This is a genomic window from Streptomyces sp. NPDC111656, assembly GCF_055656965.1.
In genome coordinates this window covers 191,098-214,557 of sequence record NZ_JBVKCA010000008.1, presented here as the reverse complement: position 1 = coordinate 214,557, position 23,460 = coordinate 191,098, and the positions used below count along the sequence as shown (strand labels likewise).

Here is a 23,460-nt window from a genome sequence, read left to right as displayed (position 1 = left end):
CCGGGTGACACGGCGTCAACGCGAAAAACCCTGCCCGCCGCGCGAAAGGCCCCGTCCGAGGTGCGGACGGGGCCTTTCGCGGTCGAGCGGAAGGGGGTCAGATCCCGCCCTCGGACATTCCGTGCACCGCCGGAACGGTGCCCAGGCGGCCCTTCTGGAAGTCCTCGAAGGCCTGCTGCAGCTCCTCGCGGGTGTTCATCACGAAGGGGCCGTAGTGGGCCATGGGCTCGCGGATCGGCTGTCCGCCGAGCAGGACGACCTCGAGGTCCGGCGTGTTCGCGTCCTGCTTCTCGTCCGCGCGGACGGTCAGCGAGCCGCCCGCGCCGAAGACGGCGGTCTGGCCGGTGTGGACCGGTCGACGGCCCGTACCGACGCTGCCGCGTCCGGCGAGGACGTACGCGAGACCGTTGAAGTCCTCGCGCCACGGGAGGGTCATCTCGGCCCCGGGCGCCAGGGTCGCGTGGACCATGGTGATCGGCGTGTGCGTGATGCCGGGACCCTGGTGGCCGTCGAGCTCACCGGCGATGACGCGCAGCAGCGCGCCGCCGTCGGGGGTGCTCAGCAACTGGACCGAGCCGCCGCGGATGTCCTGGTACCGGGGGGCCATCATCTTGTCCTTGGCCGGGAGGTTCACCCACAACTGGAGACCGTGGAAGAGGCCGCCGGACATGACGAGCGACTCCGGCGGGGCCTCGATGTGCAGGAGGCCGGCGCCCGCGGTCATCCACTGGGTGTCACCGTTGGTGATGGTGCCACCACCACCGTTGGAGTCCTGGTGGTCGAAGATGCCGTCGATGATGTAGGTCACGGTCTCGAAGCCACGGTGGGGGTGCCAGGGGGTGCCCTTGGGCTCGCCCGGCGCGTACTCCACCTCGCCCATCTGGTCCATCATGATGAACGGGTCGAGGTGGCGGTAGTTGATCCCGGCGAACGCACGGCGAACCGGGAAGCCCTCACCCTCGAAGCCGCTGGGCGCGGTCGTCACGGTGAGCACGGGACGGTCCACGGCGTCGGACGGCGCGACCACACGGGGAAGGGTCAGCGGGTTCTCGACGGTCACTGCAGGCATGTCGGTACCTCCTTGTGCTTCGAGTTTAGTTGATTGTTGAACTTTCTGCCACCCACAACGACGGACGCCCGGAGGGCATTCCCTCCGGGCGTCCGGACTGTCGTAGGGGGGTGGGCACCACTCGTAGTGGTTCGCCACCCGTGGTGGTTCGCTACCCGTACATACGGCGCATGGCGAAGTCCACCATCTGCTCCACGGCCTTCGCGTCGAAGACCATACGGTGCTCCCCCTCCATGTCGAGGACGAAGCCGTAGCCGGTGGGGAGCAGATCGATCACCTCGGCGCCGGTGATCACGAAGTACTTGGACTCCTTGCCGGCGTACCGGCGCAGCTCCTTGAGCGAGGTGAACATCGGGATGACCGGCTGCTGGGTGTTGTGCAGCGCCAGGAATCCGGGGTTGTCGCCGCGTGGGCAGTAGACCTTCGACGTCGCGAAGACCTGCTGAAAGTCCTCCGCGGACATCGATCCCGTGGTGAACGCCCGCACCGCGTCCGCCAGCGAGGGCGGGGACGGCTCGGGGTAGAGCGGCGGCTGCTGGCCGTAACCGCCGGGCATCTGCTGCTGCGGCGGGGCGTACTGCTGCTGGGCGCCCGCATTCTGGTCGTAGCCGTACATGGGTCAAAGAGTAGTCGGCCACATATGGGCCATCAGGGGTTGATTCTTATTACCGACGGGTAGCATCATCGTAGCTACTTGCCAGTACGTGTAACGAGGCTGCGAGTACCTCCACCTCCCCGATCCCTTACGGAGCCGTCGCCATGGGGCACTACAAGTCGAATCTCCGCGACATCGAGTTCAACCTCTTCGAGGTGCTCGGGCGCGACAAGCTGTACGGCACCGGACCGTTCGCGGAGATGGACGTCGACACCGCCAAGAGCGTCCTCGACGAGCTGGCCCGTCTCTCGGAGAACGAGCTGGCGGAGTCCTTCGCGGACGCCGACCGCAACCCGCCGGTCTTCGACCCGGAGACCAACACGGCTCCCGTACCGGCTTCCTTCAAGAAGTCGTACAAGGCCTTCATGGACTCCGAGTACTGGCGCCTGGGCCTGCCCGAGGAGCTCGGCGGCACCACCTCGCCCCGCTCCCTGATCTGGGCGTACGCGGAGCTGGTGCTCGGCGCCAACCCGGCGGTCTGGATGTACTCCTCCGGCCCCGCCTTCGCGGGCATCCTCTTCGAGGAGGGCACCGAGGTCCAGAAGCACATCGCGAAGATCGCCGTCGACAAGCAGTGGGGTTCCACCATGGTGCTCACCGAGCCGGACGCCGGCTCGGACGTGGGCGCGGGCCGCACCAAGGCGGTCCAGCAGGAGGACGGCTCCTGGCACATCGAGGGCGTGAAGCGCTTCATCACGTCCGGTGAGCACGACATGTCGGAGAACATCCTCCACTACGTGCTCGCCCGTCCCGAGGGCGCCGGCCCCGGCACCAAGGGCCTGTCCCTCTTCCTCGTCCCGAAGTACGAGTTCGACTTCGAGACCGGCGAGCTGGGCGAGCGCAACGGCGCGTACGCGACGAACGTCGAGCACAAGATGGGCCTCAAGGCGTCCAACACCTGCGAGATGACCTTCGGCGACCGCCACCCCGCCAAGGGCTGGCTGATCGGCGACAAGCACGACGGCATCCGCCAGATGTTCCGGATCATCGAGTTCGCCCGCATGATGGTCGGCACGAAGGCGATCTCCACGCTCTCGACCGGCTACCTGAACGCGCTGGAGTACGCCAAGGAGCGCGTCCAGGGCCCGGACCTCGCGAACTTCATGGACAAGACCGCGCCCAAGGTCACCATCACGCACCACCCCGACGTGCGCCGCTCGCTGATGACGCAGAAGGCGTACGCCGAGGGCATGCGCGCCCTGGTGCTGCACACCGCCGCGATCCAGGACGAGATCCAGGTCAAGGAGGCCGCCGGCGAGGACGCCGCCGCCCTGGAGGCCCTCAACGACCTGCTCCTGCCGATCGTGAAGGGCTACGGCTCCGAGAAGGGCTACGAGCAGCTCGCCCAGTCGCTGCAGACCTTCGGCGGCTCCGGCTTCCTGCAGGAGTACCCGATCGAGCAGTACATCCGCGACGCCAAGATCGACACCCTGTACGAGGGCACCACCGCGATCCAGGGCCAGGACTTCTTCTTCCGGAAGATCGTCCGCAACCAGGGCGCGGCGCTGAACTCCCTCGCCGAGGACATCAAGAAGTTCCTGGCGCTCGGCACGGGCGGCGAGGACCTGTCCGCGGCCCGCGAGCAGCTCGCCAAGGCGGCCGTCGAGCTGGAGGCCATCGTCGGCCTCATGCTCACGGACCTGGCGGCCACCGAGCAGGACGTCAAGAACATCTACAAGGTCGGCCTCAACACCACCCGCCTGCTGCTGGCCTCCGGCGACGTGGTCGTCGGATACCTGCTGCTGCGCGGTGCCGCCGTGGCCGCCGAGAAGCTGGAGACGGCCTCGGCGAAGGACAGGCCCTTCTACACCGGCAAGATCGCCGCGGCGAAGTTCTTCGCCGCCAACGTCCTGCCCGGCGTCACCGGCGCCCGCAAGCTCGCCGAGGGCGTGGACCTGGACCTGATGGAGCTGGACGAGGCGGCGTTCTGATCCTCGTGATCCTCGTGGTCTGAGGGCATCGTCGTCGGCGGCCCGTTCCCGGAGCGAATCTCCGGGGGCGGGCCGCCGCCGTATGCGGCCACAGGGGGCTGGCGGCAGCCCGCTCCTCGCGTGGATGTCCCACATGGCCCCGCTCGGATTTCCCGCACGGCCCCGCACGGATTCGAAGCCCGCGGGGCGCGGGGAGCGAACCGGAACCTGCCCCTCCAGTCAGATGTCCGTCCTTCACATCCCCCTTACGAGGGGCCGTCCCCATCGCCGAGAGCGGGCCCTCGGGCGTCGTTAAGGTGAACCCATGAGCACAAGCGCCCGCTTCGACCGCGGCCACACCGACGACCTCATGACCTTTCTGGCGGCGAGCCCGACGCCGTACCACGCCGTGGCGAACGCCGCCGAGCGGCTGGAGAAGGCCGGATTCCGTCAGGTCGCCGAGACCGATGCCTGGGAGGGGACGAGCGGCGGCAAGTACGTGCTGCGCGGCGGCGCGATCGTCGCCTGGTACGTGCCCGAGGGTGCCGAGCCGCACACCCCGTTCCGGATCGTGGGCGCGCACACCGACTCCCCCAATCTGCGGGTGAAGCCGCAGCCGGACAGCGGGGCGCACGGCTGGCGCCAGGTCGCCGTGGAGATCTACGGCGGCCCGCTGATGAACTCCTGGCTGGACCGGGACCTGGGGCTGGCGGGACGGCTGACGCTGAAGGACGGCTCCTCGCGCCTGGTGAACATCGACCGGCCCCTGCTGCGCGTGCCCCAGCTCGCCGTGCACCTCGACCGTTCCGTCACCACCGACGGCCTCAAGCTCGACAAGCAGCGTCATCTGCAGCCCGTCTGGGGTCTGGGCGACCCCGGCGAGGGCGATCTGATCGCCTTCCTGGAGGAGGAGTCGGGGCTGCCGGCGGGTGAGGTCACCGGCTGGGACCTGATGACCCACTCCGTCGAGCGGCCCGCGTACCTGGGCCGCGACAAGGAGCTGGTGGCCGGACCGCGCATGGACAACCTGCTGTCCGTGCACGCCGGTACGGCGGCGCTGATCGCGGCGGCGACGGGCGAGGGCTCCCCCTCCGGTTCAGATTCCGGTTCGGGTTCGGGTTCGGGTTCCGGCTCGGGGCTTTCGTACATCCCCGTCCTCGCGGCCTTCGACCACGAGGAGAGCGGCTCGCAGAGCGACACCGGCGCCGACGGTCCGCTGCTCGGCGGCGTGCTGGAACGCTCGGTGTTCGCGCGGGGCGGCTCGTACGAGGACCGGGCGCGCGCCTTCGCGGGCACCATCTGTCTCTCCTCCGACACCGGCCACGCGGTCCACCCCAACTACGCGGAGCGGCACGACCCGACGCACCACCCGCGGGCGGGCGGCGGCCCCATCCTCAAGGTGAACGTCAACAACCGCTACGCCACGGACGGTTCGGGCCGTGCGGTCTTCGCCGCCGCCTGCGCGAAGGCCGGCGTGCCCTTCCAGTCCTTCGTCTCCAACAACTCGATGCCCTGCGGCACCACCATCGGCCCGATCACCGCGGCCCGCCACGGCATCAGGACCGTCGACATCGGCGTGGCCATCCTCTCGATGCACAGCGTCCGCGAACTCTGCGGCGCTGACGACCCGTTCCTGCTGGCCAACGCGCTGGTGGCGTTCCTGGAGGGTTGGTAGTGGCCTTCCTGGAGGGTTGGTTCCGCATGCCCGGCGCGCCGCCGGGTACCCGGTCCGGGCCTGAGAGAAGCCGAGTTGGTTACAAGGAGGCGACACCCATGAGCCTGGGCGGATGCATCATCCTGATCGCAGCGGGGGCGGTCCTCACATTCGCGACCGACTGGCACATGAAGGGGGTCAACCTCGACCTGGTCGGCCTCATCTTCATGATCGTCGGGCTGATCGGCGTGGTGACGTTCAGCAGCATCGCCAGGAGGCGCCGGGTGGTCATGCCGCCCAGCACCCCGGTGATCGAGGAGGAGCGGCACCACCGGGGCGGCTACGGCGTGTAGCCGCCGCACGAAAGTGGGGACGGTCAGTCGGCCGTGCCCGCCAGCACCAGCGGCAGCCGGTCCGTGCCACCCTCGGTGAGGCGGACCGGCACGCCCCAGTCCTGCTGGTGGACATGGCAGGCCGGGTGCTCTCCCCCAGTCTTCGACCGGGAGGTGCCCCCAGCCGGGTCGTCGTCGCAGGACGCCGCCATCGCGGAGACGTGCAGGACGCCCTCCGTGACGGCCGGGTTCAGCTCCAGGGCGCGGAAGAGATCGGTTCCCGCGCCCTCGCCCGTGAGCAGCAGCTCGGGCGGGGTCGAGGAGACCAAAAGCCTGGTGGACGGGCCGTAGCGCATGTCGAGCTTCTGGCCGGCCGGCGCCTGGAAGATCACGTCCAACCGGAGCCCTCCCGGCGCGACTTCGGTCGCCGCGCGCTGGGTGCGGTGGGCCACCGACTCCACCCGCACGGCCTCCTCCGGGAGCCGCAGCCGGGTCAGCCGGTGTCGCGCCGACTCCACGACCACGATGTCGTCCCCGACGAGAACCGCGTCGCTGGGCTCCCTCAAGTCGGTCGCCAGCGTGGTCACCTCGCCCGTCGCGGGGTCGTAGCGGCGCAGTGCGTGGTTGTACGTGTCGCTGACCGCGACCGAGCCGTCGGGGAGGGCCGTGACACCCAACAAGTGCTGGAACAGGGCCTGTTCGGCGGCTCCGTCTCGGTGCCCGAAGTCGAAAAGACCGGTGCCGACGGCGGTGTGCACGCTCCCGTCGACGTCCACCCAGCGCAGGGCGCTCGTCTCGGAGTCGGCGACCCAGAGCCGGTCGGCGGTGGCGGCGAGCCCGGACGGCTGCGCGAACCAGGCCTCGGCCCCCGGCCCGTCCACGAGCCCCTCGTTCGTCGTACCGGCGGCGACCCCGACGGTGGCGCCCTCCGGGTCGTACGCCCACAACTGGTGCACCCCGGCCATGGCGATCCAGACCTTCCCACCGAACAGCGCCACGTCCCACGGCGAGGACAGGTCCATCTCGCGCGCCGGGCCGGACGTCGGCGAGCCCCGCCACCACTGGCGTCCCGTCCCCGCGAGGGTGCTGACCTCGCCGGTCACGAGGTCCAGGCGGCGCAGCGCGTGGTTCACGGTGTCCGCGACGACGACCGAACCGTCGTCGAGCAGCGCCAGCCCCTGCGGCTCGCTGAACCCGGCCTCCTCGGCCGACCCGTCCACGAACCCCCGCACCCCGGAGCCGATCCGCCGTACGACGCTCTCCCCGTCGCCCTCCAGCTCGACGAGCTGGTGCCGGGTCGTGTCGCTGACCAGGAGGTTCCCGCTCGGCAGGGCGAGGGCCTTGCCGGGGAAGCGGAGCGCCGTGGGCTCGGGCTCGGGTGCCACGTACGGCCCGTCGCCACGGCGCAGCGTCCCCTTGGCCGCGTGCTCGGCCTCCAGCTCCTCCACCAGGCGGGCGATCGCGTGCGCGTGCCCCTCACCGGCGTGCTGCGCGACCACGTATCCCTCGGGGTCGATCACGACGAGCGTCGGCCAGGCACGCACGGCGTACTGCTTCCAGGTCGCGAGCTCGGGATCGTCGAGCACCGGGTGCTCGACCCCGTACCGCTCCACCGCGTCCACGACCGCCTGGTGCTCGGCCTCGTGCACGAACTTCGGCGAGTGCACCCCGATGATCACCACCGTGTCCCGGTGCTTCTCCTCCAGCTCCCGCAGCTCATCCAGGACATGCAGACAGTTGATGCAGCAGAAGGTCCAAAAATCGAGGATGACGATGCGTCCTCGCAGGTCGGCGAGGGTGTACTGCTGCTCCCCCGTGTTCAACCAGCCGCCCTTGCCGATCAGCTCGGGGGCGCGGACACGGACGCGACGGGGGGTGGGTGCCGAGGCTGCGGTCGGGGCGGAGTCGTTCATGGAAACAAGGGTGCCACCCGCCACCGACAGTCAGGTCAGGGCATGCCCCGTGGTGGCGTCCACGTGGTCCGGGATCTCGTCGTGGCGGTCGCCGACGGTGACGGTTCCGGTGGGCTCGAAGAGCAGGATCGCGGCGCCGGTCGGGGCGGCCGGCCTGTGTTCGGTGCCGCGGGGGACGGTGAAGACGGAGCCCTTGGGGAGGACGACGGTCCGCTCGCCCGCCGTCTCCCGGAGCGCGATGGTCAACTCGCCCTCCAGGACCAGGAAGAACTCGTCCGTGTGGTCGTGCACGTGCCACACGTGCTCGCCCTCGACCTTGGCGATGCGCACGTCGTAGTCGTTGACGGCGGCGACGATACGGGGGCTCCAGAGGTCGGAGAAGGAGGCGAGGGCGGTGGAGAGGGCGATGGGCTCACTGCCGCTGTTCGAAGAGGTCGCGTGGGTGCTGCTCGAAGAAGCCATGTGGGCATCCTCGGCGGTGGTGCGGCAAGGGCACGAGTGCTAGAAATCGCATATGGCGCAAGAATCCTCTCATCGTGTCGTGCTGGTCGTCGACGAGAACTCGAACCCGTTCGAGATGAGCTGCGCCATCGAGGTCTTCGGGCTGCCCCGGCCCGAACTGGGGCGGGAGCTGTACGACTTCCGGCTCTGTGCCGCCGGTCCGCTGACGCGGATGCGGGACGGCTTCTTCACACTTACCGGAGTCGCCGGGCTGGAGGCGGCCGAGGAGGCGGACACGCTGATCGTGCCGAACCGGCCGGACACCGAGGCCCCGCGCTCACCCCGAGTGCTGGACGTCGTACGCCGGGCACACGCGCGCGGCGCACGGCTGCTCGGCTTCTGCTCGGGCGCGTTCACGATCGCGGAGGCCGGGCTGCTCGACGGGCGGCGGGCGGCCTGCCACTGGATGTGGGCGGACTCCTTCCGGGAACGGTTCCCGGCGGTGCGCCTGGAGCCGGACGTCCTCTTCGTGGACGACGGCGACATCCTCACGGCGTCCGGCAGCGCCTCCGCGCTCGACCTGGGCCTGCACGTCGTACGGCGGGACCACGGCGCCGAGATCGCCAACGCGGTCAGCCGAAGGCTCGTGTTCGCGGCGCACCGGGACGGAGGTCAACGGCAGTTCGTGGAGCGGCCGGTGCCCGACGTGCCGGACGAGTCGCTGGGTCCGCTGCTCGCGTGGGTGCAGGAACGGCTGGGCGAGCCGATGACGGTGGCGGACCTCGCAGCCCGCGCGGCCGTCTCCCCCGCCACGCTCCACCGCCGTTTCCGAACCCAACTGGGCACCACGCCACTGGCCTGGCTCACCGGGGAACGCGTCGCCGTCGCCTGCCGGTTGATCGAGCGGGGAGAGGAACGGCTGGACGTCGTGGCCGAGCGGAGCGGCCTGGGTACGGCGGCCAATCTACGGGCACGGCTACGGCGGGAGACCGGACTGAGCCCGTCGGCGTACCGGAGACGGTTCGGGCCGGCCCCTGGAGAAGCGGTGACACCCGGCCCCTTCGTGAGGAAGGAGCCGGGCGCGGGGCCTCCGGCCTCAGGAGGCGCGGGTCTTCCGGCTTCAGGAGGACGGAGAGGGATCGGGCTGTGAAGGGGCCCGGGATCCGACCTGCTTGCCCCAGGCCTCCGACACCGCCTTCGGGATCTTCGTCGTCAGGCCCCCCTCCTGGGTGAAGGCGAGCCCTCGGCCGTAGTCGCCACCGCCACAGCCGGGAGACTCACGTCCGAGATGCCCTCCTGCCGCAGCTCACCCTTCGCGCACGTGCCCCGCGCGCACAGCTCGAAGGAGGCGCCCCCGAGCTCGCCGTAGCCCTTGTGGACGAACAGCACGCCGACACTGGAGACAGTGCCCACGCCGGCGCGGCCCTCCGTAGAGGAGCACCCGGACGCGACCGCGAGCAGGACGTCCACGCCGACGAGGGCACGCGGTCCGGTTGCGGACGTTTCCTCGATCGCCTGTCTTTCCGTCATCGCTCGCCCCGGCCCCCGCCATCGGAGAGGGTGAACGCGTGATGATCTTGCGGTTGCCGGGAACCGGTACCGGTATGAGATTCCTCGTACGCGACCGGCTCCTCGGCTTCGGTGACGACTACTGGATCGAGGACGACCAGGGCAACAAGGTGTTCCTCGTCGACGGCAAGGCGATGCGACTGCGGGACACCTTCGAGCTGAAGGACACCCGCGGGCGTGTCCTCATCGACATCCACCAGAAGATGTTCGCCCTGCGGGACACGATGGCGATCGGGCGGGACGGGGAACCGCTGGCGACGATCAGACGCAAGCGGCTGTCCCTGCTCCGCAACCACTACCGGGTGTCCCTGGTGGACGGTACGGAACTCGACGTCAGCGGCAAGATCCTCGACCGCGAGTTCGCCGTCGAGTACGAGGGTGAGCTGCTGGCGGTGATCTCGCGCCGTTGGCTGCACGTACGGGAGACGTACGGCGTCGACGTCGTCCGCGAGGACGCGGACCCCGCGCTGCTGATCGCGGTGGCGGTGTGCGTGATCCACCTGGCGGAGAAGGAGCGGGGCGAGGATTGACTCAGCGGCGCGGTGCCGTCAGGCCCAGCATCCGGTCCTTCAGCGCCGGGAACTGCTCCCGCGTGGTCGCGACCTTGCCGGGGTCGAAGTCCACCGTGAGCACCTGCTCCCCGGCCCCGGCCTCCGCCAGGACCTCCCCCCACGGATCGACCACGATCGAGTGACCGGCCTGGGGAACGCCCGCGTGCGTGCCGGCCGTTCCACAGGCAAGAACGAACGCCTGGTTCTCGACCGCGCGGGCCTGCGCGAGCAGCGTCCAGTGGGAGCGGCGCCGCTCGGGCCAGCCGGCCGAGAGGACGAGGGTCTCGGCGCCGGCGTCGACGAGCCCGCGGAAGAGCTCGGGGAAGCGGAGGTCGTAGCAGGTGGCGATGCCGACGGTGGTCTCCGGCAGACGGACCGTCACCAGTTCGCCGCCCGCACCCATCAGTACGGCCTCGCCCTTGTCGAAGCCGAAGCGGTGGATCTTGCGGTAGGCGGCGGCCAGGTCGCCGGAGGGGGTGAAGACGAGGGAGGTGTTGTAGAGCGTGCCGTCGGCGTCCCGCTCGGGGATCGACCCGGCGTGCAGCCAGGTGCCCGCGTCGCTCGCCGCCTTCGCCATGGCCTCGAACGTCGGCCCTTCGAGGGACTCCGCCTCCGTACCGAACGCCTCGTAGGCGAACGCGCCGGTGGTCCACAGCTCCGGCAGCACGATCAGATCGACTCCGGCTTGTTCTCGTACCAGAGTTGCCACACGCCGCCGACGCGAATCGACCGTTTCGCCGTCGTTTACGTCGATCTGGAGGAGAGAGGCGCGCACACTACCACCGTCCTGGCATTCGAGCCGTCCATACAGGCCTACGATCGTCACACGAAAGCACTGCCGGGGTGCCTCACAGCAGCGTAACTTAGCGTCCCAAGACACCCGCCACCTGAGCACTGCCCGCGTCCAACCGCCCGAGGGGTCCCGTTCCGTGAGTCTGCATCCCAGCCTTCAGTCCTACGCCGACGCCTGGACCCACTCCGTCGATGCGATATCCGAGTTGGTGTCGCCGCTGGTGGAAGGCGAGTGGAACCGGCGCACGCCCTGCCCCGGCTGGTCGGTGCGGGATCTCGTCTCGCATGTCATCGGGCTCGACTGCGAGATGCTGGGCGATCCGCGGCCCATCCACACGCTCCCCCGCGACCTGTACCACGTGACGAACGAACACCAGCGGTACATGGAGATGCAGGTCGACGTGCGCCGCCACCACACGGCGCCGGAGATGACCTCCGAACTGGAGTACACGATCATCCGCCGCAACCGTCAGCTGCGGAACGAGTCGCGGCAGCCGGACGCCAAGGTGCGCGGGCCGCTCGGGACCGAGATCACCCTCGAACAGGCGATGCGCAGGCGTGCGTTCGACGTATGGGTGCACGAGCAGGACCTGCGGGTGGCCCTCGGCGTGCCCGCCAACCTCGACTCTCCCGGCGCACACATCGTCCGCGACAAGCTCCTCGGGGCCCTGCCGAAGGTCGTCGCCAAGGACGCGGGGGCGCCCGCGAACTCGGCGGTCGTCTTCGACATCCACGGGCCGCTGGAGTTCCTGCGGACGGTGCGGGTCGATGCGGACGGACGCGGCTCGATAGACGGTGCCCCCTCGCTCGGCCCGGCCGCCACCCTCAGCCTCGACTGGGAGACGTACTTCCGTCTCGCCTGCGGCCGCGTCACGGCCGACGCCGTCTCCGACCGCATCAAGACGGAGGGCGACCCGGAACTGACCACGGCCATCCTGAGGAACTTCGCGGTCACCCCGTAGCGCGGGGTTCTTCGACTGCGGGTGAAGGGGAGCCTGCGGGTGGGCGGGGGCTGGTCAGGCAGTTCCCCGCGCTCCTGAAGGGCGCTACGCGGGGACGTGTACCGTCTCCACGCGGCTGGCCACCAGCCGCTCACGCTCCCTGCGCGCCGCCTGCTTCCGCAACCGGAAGATCTGACTCAGCCCCAGCGACTGAAGGACGAACACGGCGGAGAAGGCGACGCGATAGTTGTCCCCGGTCGCGTCCAGCAGCACGCCGATCGCGAACAACGTCGTCATGGAGGCGACGAAACCACCCATGTTGGTGATCCCGGACGCGGTGCCCTGCCGCTCCGGCGGATTCGCGGGCCGCGCGAAGTCGAACCCGATCATGGAAGCCGGCCCACACGCCCCGAGCACCGCGCACAGCACGACCAGCAGCCACATGGGATCCCGGTCACCGGGATACGCCAGCGCACTCGCCCAGACCACGGCCGTCGCCGTCACCGTCCCGAGCGCCAGCGGAAGCCGCGCCGCGTGATGCCGGGCGACGATCTGCCCGTAGACAAGACCCACGAACATGTTGGACAGCACCACGAGGGTGAGCAGTTCACCGGCCGTCGCCCGCGACAGCCCCTGCGCCTGGACCAGGAAGGGCATGCCCCACAGGAGCAGGAAGACCATCGCCGGGAACTGTGTCGTGAAGTGCACCCACATCCCCAGTCGCGTACCGGGCTCCCGCCACGACGCCGCGATCTGCCGCCGCACATACGCGGCCCCCTGGTGCGGGAACGGCTCCGGCTCGTGCCCCTCGGGGTGGTCCTTCAGGAAGAGAAGAAGGAGTACGAGGACGACGACTCCGGCGAACGCGCTGCCCGCGAACGCCGTCGTCCACCCCACCCCGTGCAGCAATCGCGCGATGACGAGGGTGGAGACCAGGTTGCCCGCCATGCCCACCAGACCGGCGAGCTGCGCGACCAACGGCCCCCGCCGCGCCGGGAACCACCGCGTGCCCAGCCGCAGCACGCTGATGAACGTCATCGCGTCCCCGCAGCCCAGCAGCGCGCGCGAGGCCAGGGCCATCCCGTACGTGGAGGAGAACGCGAAGCCCAACTGGCCCGCGGTGAAGAGCAGTACGCCGATGGTCAGCACCTTCTTGGTGCCGAGTCCGTCGACCAGCAGTCCCACGGGTATCTGCATGCCCGCGTAGACGAGGAGTTGCAGGATCGAGAAGGTGGAGAGGGCGGAGGCGTTCACATGGAAGCGGTCCGCGGCGTCGAGCCCGGCCACTCCCAGCGAGGTACGGAAGATGACGGCGACGAAATAGACGGAGACGCCGATGCCCCAGACGCCGATCGCGCGGCGACCGCCGGGCGGGTCTCCGGGGAGCGAGACGGCCGAGTGGGAGCTCATCGGACCTCTCCCCGCGCCAGGTTCGAGAACCAGTTGACGTGACTGTGGACGATATCGACCGCCGCCTGCGCGTCGCCGGACCGCAGTGCTTCGAGGATCGCCTCGTGCTCGGTGAGCGTCTTGGTGATCCGGTCGGGGTGCGCGTGCATGACGGCGACGCCCATCCGCAACTGCCGGTCGCGCAACTGGTCGTAGAGCCGGGAGAGGATCTCGTTGCCGCCACTGCGGACGATCTCGGCGTGGAAGCAGCGGTCGGTGACGGCGGCGCCGGCCAGGTCTCCCGCGGCTGCCTGCTCCTTCTGCTGCGCGAGAAGTTCCTCCAGGCGCGCGATGAGATGCGGCGACGCGGGTACGGCCTTGCGGACCGAGTGTTCCTCCACGAGCTGCCGTGTCTCGACCACGTCCGCGATCTCCTGCGCGGAGACGGGCAGGACGAGCGCGCCCTTCTTCGGGTAGAGCTTGATCAGGCCCTCGACCTCGAGCCGGAGCAACGCCTCGCGCACCGGCGTCCGCGAGACCCCCACGGCCTCGGCGAGCTCGCCCTCGGTGAGCAGCGTCCCACCCTCGTAACGACGTTCCAGGACGCCCCGCTTGACGTGGGCGTAGACGCGGTCGGCGGCGGGGGGTTGCTTGGTGGCGGGAGGAGCGGTCACGGACGGCGCGGCAGGCATGCGCACATCATAGATACAACACGTACACATGGTCGTGCGTCGTCCAGGATGCGGACCGGTAGCCTTCACGCGGTCAACGCCCGCCCCTTGGCGTAACCCACGTCACACAATTCCACCCCCTCTTCCGTGCATCCCTTTGGGCCCCTCGCTAGTCCGTACGTAAGACGGCACTGCCATGTGCCGTTCTCCCAGGGGCATTTCGCGCATTCGGAGCGTTCATTTTGATTACCGGCATTAAGGGCACGCGTTTCCGTCGAGCCGCCGCTGTCACCGTTACCACCGGCGCCGTACTGGCGGCCGGAGCCTTCGGGGCCGCCCCCGCAGGGGCCGTCACGACGCCCACCATCGCCGCCGCCGGCGGCTACGTGATGAACAACGGCACGGCCAAGACCTTGTACACCAAGGCTGCGGACACCAAGCGTTCCACCGGTTCCACCACCAAGATCATGACCGCGAAGGTCGTGCTCTCGCAGCCGAACCTCAACCTCGACGCCAAGGTCACGATCCAGAAGGCGTACAGCGACTACATCGTCGCGAACACCGCGTCCTCCGCCCACCTGATCGTCGGCGACAAGGTCACCGTCCGTCAGCTCCTCTACGGTCTGATGCTGCCGTCCGGCTGTGACGCCGCCTACGCGCTCGCCGACAAGTTCGGCTCGGGCTCCACCCGTGCCGCCCGTGTGAAGTCGTTCATCGGCAAGATGAACACCACCGCGCGGAGCCTCGGCATGACGAACACGAAGTTCGACTCGTTCGACGGCATCGGCAACGGCAACAACTACTCGACGCCGCGCGACCTGACGAAGCTCGCCAGCAGCGCGATGAAGAGCACCACGTTCAAGACGGTCGTGAAGACCAAGTCGTACACGGCGAAGACCGTCACGAAGACCGGCAGCACCCGCACCATGGCGGCGTGGACCAACACGAACACGCTGCTCAGCAGCTACAGCGGCACCATCGGCGTGAAGACCGGCTCCGGCCCCGAGGCCAAGTACTGCCTCGTCTTCGCCGCCACCCGCAACGGCAAGACGATCATCGGCACGGTCCTCGCGTCGACCTCGATCACCCAGCGCGCCACGGACGCCACCAAGCTCCTGAACTACGGCTTCGCCAGGTAGTTCCCGGACGGAGTGGTTCCCGCACACCACAGCCGAAGGGGGCCCGTCGCCGAACGCGACGGGCCCCCTTCGTCGTGCCGCGCGCCGACTGCGCGCCGGCGCTCACGCCCAGGTGATCAGGCGCTTCGGCTGTTCCAGGATCGCCGCCACGTCGGCCAGGACCTTGGAGCCCAGTTCGCCGTCGACCAGGCGGTGGTCGAAGCTCAGCGCGAGCGTCGTCACCTGGCGGGGCTTGACCTTGCCCTTGTGGACCCAGGGCTGGAGCTTGATCGCGCCGATCGCGAGGATCGCCGACTCGCCGGGGTTGAGGATCGGCGTGCCGGTGTCGACGCCGAAGACGCCGACGTTCGTGATCGTGACCGTGCCGCCCTGCATCGCGGCGGGTGAGGTCTTGCCCTCGCGGGCCGTGGCCACCAGCTCGCCCAGGGACCCGGCGAGTTGGGGGAGCGTCTTGGTGTGGGCGTCCTTGATGTTCGGGACGATCAGACCACGCGGGGTGGCGGCGGCGATGCCCAGGTTCACGTAGTGCTTGAGCACGATCTCCTGGGCCGCCTCGTCCCAGGACGCGTTGACGTCCGGGTTGCGCTTGATGGCGACCAGCAGGGCCTTGGCGATGAGCAGGAGCGGGTTGACCCGCAGGCCCTGCATCTCCTTGTCCTGCTTGAGCTCCTCGACGAGCTTCATCGTGCGCGTCACGTCGACCGTCACGAACTCCGTGACGTGCGGCGCGGTGAACGCCGAGCCGATCATCGCGGCGGCCGTGGCCTTGCGGACCCCCTTGATCGGGATACGCGTCTCACGCGCCGTGTCGTACGTCACGACCGGAGCGGGAGCCTGGGCCTGGGCGGGAACCGGCGGCGCCGTCACCGCCGTCACCGACGGCTGCTCGGGGGCCGGAGCCGGTGCGACCGCCGCGTGCACGTCCTCGCGCGTGATGATGCCGTCCGGGCCCGAAGGCGTGATCGTGGCCAGATCGACGCCGAGGTCCTTGGCCAGCTTGCGGACCGGGGGCTTGGCGAGGGGGCGCTGCCCGACCACCACGGACGCGTGGCCGTTGAGCTCGCCCTGGATCGCGGTCGCCGCCAGGAACGTCTCGGGCTGCTGGGCCGGGACCTCGGTGCCCTTGCGGGGGCGGCGCTTCGTGGAGGCCTCGGCCACCCCGTACCCGACGAGGACCGGTGTGCGGCCCTCGGGCTTGGGTTCCTCGGCGACCGGTGCCTGGGGGGTGGGGGCGGCGGGCGCCTCGGCCACAGGCGCTTCCTCGGCGAGGGGAGCCTGCCCGGTGGGTGCCGATCCGCCGGCCACGTCGACCGCGATGATCACCTGGCCCACGTCCACCGTCGTCCCCTCGGGGAAGTGGAGTTCGCGCACCACGCCGTCGTACGGGATGGGCAGTTCCACGGCGGCCTTGGCGGTCTCGACCTCGCAGACGACCTGGCCGTCGGTGACCGTGTCACCGGGCTGGACGTACCACTTGAGGATCTCCGCCTCGGTGAGCCCCTCGCCCACGTCGGGCATCTTGAACTCGCGGAGCCCCGACGCGTTCTCAGTCATCGTCGTCACGACCCTCTCCTCAGTACGCCAGTGAGCGGTCGACGGCGTCGAGCACCCGGTCCAGGCCCGGAAGGTACTCCTCCTCCAGGCGCGCCGGCGGATAGGGGGCGTGATAGCCGCCCACCCGCAGGACGGGTGCCTCCAGGTGGTAGAAGCACCGCTCCGTGATGCGGGCGGCGATCTCCGCGCCCGTACCGAGGAAGACCGGGGCCTCGTGCACCACGACCAGGCGGCGGGTCTTCTCCACCGAGGCCTGGACGGAGTCGAAGTCGATCGGGGACATCGAGCGCAGGTCCAGGACCTCGATCGACTTGCCCTCCTCCTGAGCGGCCGCGGCCGCCTCCAGGCAGACCTTCACCATCGGGCCGTAGGCGGCGAGCGTCAGATCGCTGCCCTCGCGCGCCACGACCGCCTTGTGCAGCGGTCCGGGAATCGCGTCGGTGGTGACCTCGCCCTTGTCCCAGTAGCGCCGCTTCGGCTCGAAGAAGATCACCGGGTCGTCGCTCTGGATGGCCTGCTGCATCATCCAGTAGGCGTCCGACGCGTTCGACGGGGAGACCACCTTCAGGCCCGCCACGTGCGCGAACAGCGCCTCGGGGGACTCGGAGTGGTGCTCGACCGCGCCGATGCCACCGCCGTACGGAATCCGGATCACGACGGGAAGCTTGATCTTGCCCAGCGCCCGCGCGTGCATCTTCGCGAGCTGCGTGACGATCTGGTCGTACGCCGGGAAGACGAAACCGTCGAACTGGATCTCCACCACCGGCCGGTAGCCGCGCAGCGCGAGACCGATCGCCGTGCCGACGATGCCCGACTCCGCGAGCGGGGTGTCGATGACCCGGTCCTCGCCGAAGTCCTTCTGGAGCCCGTCGGTGACCCGGAAGACACCGCCGAGCTTGCCGACGTCCTCACCCATGATCAGGACCTTGGGGTCGGCGTCGAGGGCCGTACGCAGCGACTCGTTGATCGCCTTGGCCAACGCCATCTTTTCCGCAGCCATCGCTACTTGCCCTCCCCTTCATCCGCGAACGACGCCTGGTAGGCGGCGAACTGGGCCCTCTCCTCGTCGACGAGCGCGTGCCCGTCGGCGTACACGTTCTCGAAGATGGCGAAGTGGTCCGGGTCCGGCATGGCGCGGACGACTTCGCGTACTCGTTTGCCCAACGCCTCGCTCTCGGCCTCAAGTTCCGCGAAGAATCCCTCGTCCGCGTGGTTTGAAGCCTCCAGGTACGTGCGCAGGCGCAGGATCGGGTCCTTCGCCTCCCACGACTCGCGCTCCTCGTCGGCCCGGTACTTGGTCGGGTCGTCGGAGGTGGTGTGCGCGCCCATGCGGTAGGTGTACGCCTCCACGAGGGTGGGGCCCTCGCCGCGGCGGGCACGCTCCAGCGCCCACTTGGTGACCGCCAGGCAGGCGAGGACGTCGTTGCCGTCGACCCGGACGCCCGGGAAGCCGTAGCCCTGCGCGCGCTGGTAGAGCGGGACGCGGGTCTGCTTCTCGGTCGGCTCGGAGATCGCCCACTGGTTGTTCTGGCAGAAGAACACGACCGGGGCGTTGTAGACCGCGGAGAAGGTGAACGATTCAGCGACGTCGCCCTGGCTGGAGGCGCCGTCCCCGAAGTACGCGATCACGGCCGAGTCCGCGCCGTCCTTGGCGACGCCCATGGCGTAGCCGGTGGCGTGCAGCGTCTGCGAGCCGATGACGATCGTGTACAGGTGGAAGTTGTTGCTGTTCGGGTCCCAGCCGCCGTTGTTCACACCCCGGAACATGCCGAGCAGGTTGGTCGGGTCGACCCCGCGGCACCAGGCGACGCCGTGCTCACGGTAGGTCGGGAAGACGTAGTCGTCCTCGCGGGTGGCCCGCCCGGAGCCGATCTGGGCGGCCTCCTGGCCGAGCAGCGAGGCCCACAAACCCAGCTCGCCCTGGCGCTGCAGGGAGGTGGCCTCGGCGTCGAAGCGACGGGTCAGCACCATGTCCCGGTACAGACCGCGCAGGTCTTCGGGCGTGATGTCGGCGACGTACGGGTCGTACGTGGCGTCCTTGACCCGCTCGCCCTCCGGCGTCAGCAGCTGGACGAGCTCGGGACCGGGGCCCGATGCGCCAGGTGCGCCGGGTACGCCCGGTGACTTCTTGCCGGCCGCGCTGGTGCGCTTGCTCGCGGCGCTCTTCGTACCGGTCGTACCGGCGCCGCTTTTCGCAGCGGTCGTACCGGCGCTGCGTCGCGGCTTGCGCGCGGCAGTGCTCTCCACGGTCACGTGTGCTCCTCCGTCGGTCCGGCCCCCGGGGTTGCCGGGTGGCCAGTGCGGCTCGCCTGTTCCAAGTACCCGTGCACGGGGTGGGTGCACTCGGCCGGGAACAGGCGTGACAGGTGCCCCGGCGAGCGCCCTGCAACGGCCACGTTACCCAGTGCTCCACAATTCTGTGAAACCCCTCCTGACCTGCGTTTTTGCTTGGACTTCCCACTATTTATTAGTCGGATTTCCAAGTAATGCACGCAGGTCGGGAACAGTCGCTGGTCACAGCACTGGTCACAGCCTCGCAGGGGGCCGGAACACGGGCACGTTATCCCGGTCACCCCAGCCACGGGAAGAGTTCACCCCGGGCAGGACCAAGGGTGGCGTGTGACACTGACTTTGTGCCCGAAAGCGGAAAAATTACCGTATTTCTCCTCGACGATCACGAAGTGGTACGCCGCGGTGTCCATGAGTTGCTTTCGGGCGAGGACGACATCGAGGTCGTCGGCGAGGCCGGTACGGCGGCCGACGCGCTGGCGCGGATCCCGGCCACGGCCCCGGACGTCGCGGTCCTGGACGTACGGCTCCCGGACGGCAGCGGAGTGGAGGTCTGCCGCGAGGTCCGGTCGCGGAACGAGAACATCAAATGCCTGATGCTGACCTCCTTCGCGGACGACGAGGCGCTTTTCGACGCGATCATGGCGGGCGCGTCGGGCTATGTGCTGAAAGCGATCCGCGGCGCCGAACTGCTGTCGGCCGTGCGCGATGTCGCGGCCGGCAGGTCGCTGCTCGACCCCGTGGCCACCGCCCAGGTCCTGAATCGGCTGCGACACGGCGGCGGTGCCAGGAACGGCGACAAGCTCGGGCACCTCACCGAGCAGGAGCGCAAGGTCCTCGACCTGATCGGCGAGGGGCTCACCAACCGCGTGATCGGCGAGCGGCTGCATCTCGCCGAAAAGACGATCAAGAATTACGTGTCGAGCCTGCTGTCCAAACTGGGCATGGAACGGCGTTCCCAGGCCGCCGCCTATGTGGCGCGCATCCAGGCGGAGAAGCAGCACCACTGAGTGCGGTACCAAGAAACTGAGTGCGGTACCAAGAACACGGGTCACTGAGTGCGGCGCCGCAGATACCGCCCTACTTGCATTTTGGGACCTTCGGCCCCCTCTTCAAGGGGCGGGTGCCTCTTTTCCGGGGCCTTCAGGGTGTCGGAAATTGGGGGCATGCCCATCGACGAAGAGCTCGCCGTGGAACTCCTCGGCCGCAGCGACCACGGCCGGTTGGCCGCCAGCCTGCGCGCCATGCCCTTCCTCGCCCTCGCCCACCACGTCGTGGTGGACGGCCGCGTCCTGCTGCGCCTGCACCGGGGCTGCGGCTACCACCGGGCCTGCCTCGGGAGCGTCGTCGCCTACGGCACCGACAACGTGGCTTCGGCAGGGCCCGGCGAGAGCGTGTGGTCCGTGCAGATCGTGGGCCGGTGCGAGGCCGTGGAGCCGACCGCGGCCCACCGCGAGCTGTTCGGGCCCGCGCCGCGGTTCATGGACGGCGAGCCCTTCGACCCGGTCCATCTGAGCATCGAGCCCCAATTCTCCACCGTCCATTCCGCGGACGATGCCAGGGAACGCCAGTTCCGGCGCACCCTGTGACTGTCCCGTGATCGAAGACGACTGTCTGTGACAAACCCGAGGTCAGAGGCCCGGATCGTGCCCTAGCATCTGGCGCGTGCCGCACCTATCCGCACCACCCCCGGTGTCTCACGCGCCCCCTCTGGGCGCCCTCCTCCGCCAGTACGCCGCCGGGTCCGTGCTGACCTGCGACCCCGTCGAACAGGGGCTGCTCAACCGCGGTTACCGGCTGCGCACCACCCGCGGCCGCTACTTCCTCAAGCACCATTTCGACCCCGAGACCGCCGACCCGGTCGCGATCGCCCGCCAGCACCGGGCGACCCAGCGTCTCGCCGACCTCGGCGTCCCCGTCGCCCCGCCGCTGACCGGCACCGACGGGCGCACCGTCGCCGTCATCGGAGGCCACGCGTACGCGCTGCACCCCTGGATCGACGGCCGGCACCGGCACGGCGGCCAGCTCACCACGCAGCAGTGCGCACGGCTGGGGGCGCTCCTGGGCGTCGTCCACGCGAGCCTGGAGCGGGTGATGCCGACGCAGGGCCGCACCCCGGCGAGACCGAGCGACGTCACCGGGGCGACGGACGGCTCGGCGGGGGCGAGAGGCTCGGCCAGGGCCGACGCGGGAGGCTCAGCGGAGGCGGAAGGGGTCGATCCGGCCCGGGGAGCCGACCCCGCCGACACCTTCGCGCTCATCGACCGCCTGCTCGCCCAGGTACGCCGCCACCGCCCGAACGACGCCTTCGACGAGCTGGCCCGGCACCGGCTCCTGGAGCGGCGCGCCCTCCTGGAGCGCCATGCCGACCGACGGCCCCCGCAGGGCGGCTCGGTGGGCTGGGTGCACGGCGACTTCCATCCCTTCAACCTGCTCTACCGCGACGGCGAACCGGCCGCGATCGTCGACTGGGACCGGCTGGGCGTCCATCCCCGCGCCGAGGAGGCCGTACGCGCCGCGGTGATCTTCTTCGTACGCCCCGTCGGCGCGCTGGACCTGGCGAAGGTACGGGCCTACGCGCGCGCGTACCGGCGTACCGCGGGCGCCGGTCCCGCCCAGCTGGCGGCGGCCGTGCACCGGGTGTGGTGGGAGCGCCTCAACGACTTCTGGATGCTGCGCTGGCACTACGAGCGCGGCGACACCCGCGCCGATCCGCAGTTCCCGGCGGCCTCGGCGCTGGCGGTGTGGTGGACGAGGGAGTACGACACGGTGTGCGAGGCGTTCGCGGGCTGATCGCCGACACCGGTCGAGGAAGACGCAGCGGCCGGGGCGCGAACACCGCGACCGGGGGAGGGAAACACCACGCGCGCGTGGCGCCCGTTCCGGGCTTCACGCGCGCGTGGAGGACGTTTCCGTCGGTGTCCTCAAGGGTTCTGCGAGCTGCCCTGGCTGCCGCCGCCGCCGTCGCCGCCGTCCGTCGGATCGACCGGCGTCGGCGGGTCCTGGCTCTCGGTCGCCGGGTCCGAAGGCGTCGTGTCCGTCGGCGTCGTGTCCGTGGCCGTGTTCGACGGCTGGTTCGACGGCTGGCTGCTGTAGCTCGGGGACGGCGTGTAGGACGGCGTGTAGTCCGAACCACCGCCCGAGCTGGTGTTGTCGTCCGTGGAGTCGTCCGTCGCGGTGTCCGTGGGGCTGTCGCTGGGACTCTCGCTGGGCTCCTCGTCCTTGGCGGACGGCGTGGTGGTCGGCGACTGGGTCGTACCGCTCCCGCCGCTCCCGCCGCCACCGGTGTTGTGGAGCGCGAGTGCGACGCCCGCCGCGATCGCGATCACCGCGAGGACCGCGAGGATCCACAGCTTGCCGCGGCCACTGCCGTGGTTGCCGTGCCCCTCGAAGCCGCCGTCGTCCCCGCCGTTGCCGTACGGCGGGATGAGCGGCGCCGGAATCTGCGTGGTGCCGGACTCACCGGGGTGCGGCAGCGCGGTCGTACCCGCGAAGCCGGACGCCGGGGTGTGGAACCCCTCGTGCAGGGCGACGGGGCCGGTGTTCCAGGTGCCGGTGTGCCCGCCCTGGTCGTACAGCATCTGCAGCCCGTACTGGACAAGGCCGCGCATCTCCTCGGCGGTCTGGAACCGGTCGTCCGGCTCCTTCGCGAGGGAGCGCATGACGAGCCCGTCGAGCTCCGGCGGCGCGCCCTGCGCGACCTCGGAGGGGGGCACCGGGATGTCCTGGACGTGCTGGTAGACCACCGACAGCGGCGTCTCGCCGGTGAACGGGGGCCGCAGCGCGAGCAGTTCGTACAGCAGACAGCCGGTCGCGTACAGGTCGGAGCGGTGGTCGACGGCCTTGCCGAGGGCCTGCTCCGGGGAGAGGTACTGCGGTGTGCCCATGACCATGCCGGTCTGGGTCATCGTCGACTGCGCGCCGTGCAGGGCGCGCGCGATGCCGAAGTCCATCACCTTCACCGCACCGGTGTTCGTGATGATCACGTTCGCCGGCTTGATGTCGCGGTGCACGATGCCGTGCTGGTGCGAGTAGGCGAGCGCCTCCAGGACACCGGACACGATGATCAGCGCCTGCTCGGGCCCGGGGGCCTCGGCGTTGATCAGCAGGTCGCGGATCGTGCGGCCCTCGACGAGCTCCATCACGATGTACGGCACGGTCGCGTGGCCGACGACGTCCTCGCCCGAGTCGTACACGGCGACGACGGCGTGGTGGTTGAGCCCGGCCACCGACTGCGCCTCACGCGTGAAGCGGGCCTTGGACACCGGGTCCTCGGCCAGGTCGGAGCGGAGCAGTTTGACCGCGACGGTGCGCCCGAGGCGCACGTCCTCGGCCGCAAACACCTCGGCCATGCCGCCCCGGCCTAGTCTGTGGGTCAGCCGGTATCGGCCGTCCCCCACAAGTCCGCCGTTACCCCACATCTCCGGCGCATCTGACATACCGCCGCCAGTCGCCTCGGGGTCGGACGGGCCCTGAGCGCGCTGCTGCTGTGCCATCAGTCCTCGCCGTCGTTTCTGCCCGCGGTCTGCGCGGTGGTTGTTACGGTCTCCGTCGGGCCACGCTACAGGCTTCGCGCAAGGCTCCGGCCCGA

At 69.8% G+C, this 23,460-nt stretch carries 22 protein-coding genes; 10 read left to right on the top strand and 12 right to left on the bottom strand.

What is annotated here, in order from left to right; genetic code table 11:
* Nucleotides 1-97: 97 nt before the first annotated feature.
* Nucleotides 98-1,069, bottom strand: a complete 972-nt coding sequence (locus ACZ7M3_RS24680; RefSeq protein ID WP_351294532.1) for a pirin family protein — start codon at nucleotides 1,067-1,069, stop codon at nucleotides 98-100.
* Between the two features lie 151 nt (nucleotides 1,070-1,220).
* Nucleotides 1,221-1,685, bottom strand: a complete 465-nt coding sequence (locus tag ACZ7M3_RS24675; protein ID WP_054234175.1) for an SseB family protein — start codon at nucleotides 1,683-1,685, stop codon at nucleotides 1,221-1,223.
* Between the two features lie 143 nt (nucleotides 1,686-1,828).
* Here ACZ7M3_RS24675 and ACZ7M3_RS24670 point away from each other — a divergent pair, with 143 nt between their 5' ends.
* The 3 genes from ACZ7M3_RS24670 to ACZ7M3_RS24660 all read left to right on the top strand — a co-directional run bounded on the left by ACZ7M3_RS24670 (nucleotide 1,829) and on the right by ACZ7M3_RS24660 (nucleotide 5,641).
* The gene (locus ACZ7M3_RS24670; protein ID WP_472065701.1) at nucleotides 1,829-3,655 is read left to right on the top strand and encodes an acyl-CoA dehydrogenase; all 1,827 of its coding nucleotides are present in this window, start codon (nucleotides 1,829-1,831) and stop codon (nucleotides 3,653-3,655) included.
* Between the two features lie 304 nt (nucleotides 3,656-3,959).
* Nucleotides 3,960-5,309: a M18 family aminopeptidase gene (locus tag ACZ7M3_RS24665; protein ID WP_472065700.1), complete on the top strand. Its 1,350-nt coding sequence runs from the start codon at nucleotides 3,960-3,962 to the stop codon at nucleotides 5,307-5,309.
* Between the two features lie 98 nt (nucleotides 5,310-5,407).
* The gene (locus ACZ7M3_RS24660) at nucleotides 5,408-5,641 is read left to right on the top strand and encodes a hypothetical protein (RefSeq protein ID WP_095853611.1); all 234 of its coding nucleotides are present in this window, start codon (nucleotides 5,408-5,410) and stop codon (nucleotides 5,639-5,641) included.
* Nucleotides 5,642-5,664: 23 nt separating this feature from the next.
* On the opposite strand, the gene ACZ7M3_RS24655 is transcribed toward ACZ7M3_RS24660, so the two are convergent.
* Together ACZ7M3_RS24655 and ACZ7M3_RS24650 are read right to left on the bottom strand one after the other, a co-directional pair.
* Nucleotides 5,665-7,533: a thioredoxin-like domain-containing protein gene (locus tag ACZ7M3_RS24655; protein WP_472065699.1), complete on the bottom strand. Its 1,869-nt coding sequence runs from the start codon at nucleotides 7,531-7,533 to the stop codon at nucleotides 5,665-5,667.
* Nucleotides 7,534-7,563: 30 nt separating this feature from the next.
* Complete coding sequence (locus ACZ7M3_RS24650) at nucleotides 7,564-7,995, bottom strand: cupin domain-containing protein (RefSeq protein ID WP_355620023.1); 432 nt, start codon at nucleotides 7,993-7,995, stop codon at nucleotides 7,564-7,566.
* A gap of 52 nt (nucleotides 7,996-8,047) precedes the next feature.
* Between ACZ7M3_RS24650 and ACZ7M3_RS24645 the strand changes: the two genes are divergently transcribed.
* Nucleotides 8,048-9,124: a GlxA family transcriptional regulator gene (locus ACZ7M3_RS24645; RefSeq protein ID WP_472065698.1), complete on the top strand. Its 1,077-nt coding sequence runs from the start codon at nucleotides 8,048-8,050 to the stop codon at nucleotides 9,122-9,124.
* Nucleotides 9,125-9,186: 62 nt separating this feature from the next.
* On the opposite strand, the gene ACZ7M3_RS24640 is transcribed toward ACZ7M3_RS24645, so the two are convergent.
* Complete coding sequence (locus tag ACZ7M3_RS24640; RefSeq protein ID WP_472065697.1) at nucleotides 9,187-9,504, bottom strand: hypothetical protein; 318 nt, start codon at nucleotides 9,502-9,504, stop codon at nucleotides 9,187-9,189.
* Between the two features lie 74 nt (nucleotides 9,505-9,578).
* On the opposite strand from ACZ7M3_RS24640, the gene ACZ7M3_RS24635 reads away from it, so the two are divergent.
* Entirely contained in the window at nucleotides 9,579-10,073 is a 495-nt protein-coding gene (locus ACZ7M3_RS24635) for an LURP-one-related/scramblase family protein (RefSeq protein WP_472065696.1), read from the top strand.
* A 1-nt stretch (nucleotide 10,074) separates the two neighbouring features.
* Here ACZ7M3_RS24635 and ACZ7M3_RS24630 read toward each other — a convergent pair whose 3' ends face one another.
* Nucleotides 10,075-10,869: a carbon-nitrogen family hydrolase gene (locus tag ACZ7M3_RS24630; protein ID WP_472065695.1), complete on the bottom strand. Its 795-nt coding sequence runs from the start codon at nucleotides 10,867-10,869 to the stop codon at nucleotides 10,075-10,077.
* Between the two features lie 154 nt (nucleotides 10,870-11,023).
* Here ACZ7M3_RS24630 and ACZ7M3_RS24625 point away from each other — a divergent pair, with 154 nt between their 5' ends.
* Nucleotides 11,024-11,848, top strand: coding sequence for a maleylpyruvate isomerase family mycothiol-dependent enzyme (locus ACZ7M3_RS24625; protein WP_472065694.1), 825 nt, complete (start codon nucleotides 11,024-11,026; stop codon nucleotides 11,846-11,848).
* 84 nt (nucleotides 11,849-11,932) lie between these two features.
* Here ACZ7M3_RS24625 and ACZ7M3_RS24620 read toward each other — a convergent pair whose 3' ends face one another.
* A complete protein-coding gene (locus ACZ7M3_RS24620; RefSeq protein ID WP_472065693.1) occupies nucleotides 11,933-13,237 on the bottom strand; it encodes an MFS transporter in 1,305 nt (434 codons plus the stop codon).
* Nucleotides 13,234-13,908, bottom strand: a complete 675-nt coding sequence (locus tag ACZ7M3_RS24615; RefSeq protein ID WP_472065692.1) for a GntR family transcriptional regulator — start codon at nucleotides 13,906-13,908, stop codon at nucleotides 13,234-13,236. Before ACZ7M3_RS24615 ends, ACZ7M3_RS24620 begins: the two co-directional genes overlap by 4 nt.
* A 221-nt stretch (nucleotides 13,909-14,129) precedes the next feature.
* Between ACZ7M3_RS24615 and ACZ7M3_RS24610 the strand changes: the two genes are divergently transcribed.
* Nucleotides 14,130-15,026, top strand: a complete 897-nt coding sequence (locus ACZ7M3_RS24610) for a D-alanyl-D-alanine carboxypeptidase family protein (RefSeq protein WP_382116323.1) — start codon at nucleotides 14,130-14,132, stop codon at nucleotides 15,024-15,026.
* A 102-nt stretch (nucleotides 15,027-15,128) separates the two neighbouring features.
* On the opposite strand, the gene ACZ7M3_RS24605 is transcribed toward ACZ7M3_RS24610, so the two are convergent.
* Genes ACZ7M3_RS24605 through pdhA form a run of 3 tightly spaced genes read right to left on the bottom strand, consistent with a single transcriptional unit; the run spans nucleotide 15,129 to nucleotide 18,833 of the window.
* Complete coding sequence (locus ACZ7M3_RS24605; RefSeq protein WP_472065691.1) at nucleotides 15,129-16,589, bottom strand: dihydrolipoamide acetyltransferase family protein; 1,461 nt, start codon at nucleotides 16,587-16,589, stop codon at nucleotides 15,129-15,131.
* Nucleotides 16,590-16,599: 10 nt separating this feature from the next.
* Nucleotides 16,600-17,580, bottom strand: a complete 981-nt coding sequence (locus ACZ7M3_RS24600) for an alpha-ketoacid dehydrogenase subunit beta (RefSeq protein WP_095853619.1) — start codon at nucleotides 17,578-17,580, stop codon at nucleotides 16,600-16,602.
* 2 nt (nucleotides 17,581-17,582) lie between these two features.
* Nucleotides 17,583-18,833, bottom strand: coding sequence for a pyruvate dehydrogenase (acetyl-transferring) E1 component subunit alpha (pdhA, locus tag ACZ7M3_RS24595; RefSeq protein ID WP_355309905.1), 1,251 nt, complete (start codon nucleotides 18,831-18,833; stop codon nucleotides 17,583-17,585).
* Between the two features lie 380 nt (nucleotides 18,834-19,213).
* Between pdhA and ACZ7M3_RS24590 the strand changes: the two genes are divergently transcribed.
* The 3 genes from ACZ7M3_RS24590 (at nucleotide 19,214) to ACZ7M3_RS24580 (ending at nucleotide 21,662) form a co-directional block, all read left to right on the top strand.
* On the top strand, nucleotides 19,214-19,879 hold the full coding sequence (locus tag ACZ7M3_RS24590; RefSeq protein ID WP_472065690.1) for a response regulator transcription factor: 666 nt from the start codon (nucleotides 19,214-19,216) through the stop codon (nucleotides 19,877-19,879).
* A 156-nt stretch (nucleotides 19,880-20,035) separates the two neighbouring features.
* Nucleotides 20,036-20,458: a pyridoxamine 5'-phosphate oxidase family protein gene (locus ACZ7M3_RS24585; RefSeq protein WP_472065689.1), complete on the top strand. Its 423-nt coding sequence runs from the start codon at nucleotides 20,036-20,038 to the stop codon at nucleotides 20,456-20,458.
* Nucleotides 20,459-20,561: 103 nt separating this feature from the next.
* A complete protein-coding gene (locus ACZ7M3_RS24580; RefSeq protein WP_472065918.1) occupies nucleotides 20,562-21,662 on the top strand; it encodes a phosphotransferase in 1,101 nt (366 codons plus the stop codon).
* 131 nt (nucleotides 21,663-21,793) lie between these two features.
* Here the strand turns inward: ACZ7M3_RS24580 and ACZ7M3_RS24575 are convergent, their stop codons facing one another.
* Nucleotides 21,794-23,365 carry a protein kinase domain-containing protein gene (locus ACZ7M3_RS24575; RefSeq protein WP_472065688.1) on the bottom strand — a complete coding sequence of 524 codons (1,572 nt, stop codon included), beginning with the start codon at nucleotides 23,363-23,365 and terminating at the stop codon, nucleotides 21,794-21,796.
* Nucleotides 23,366-23,460: the final 95 nt, after the last annotated feature.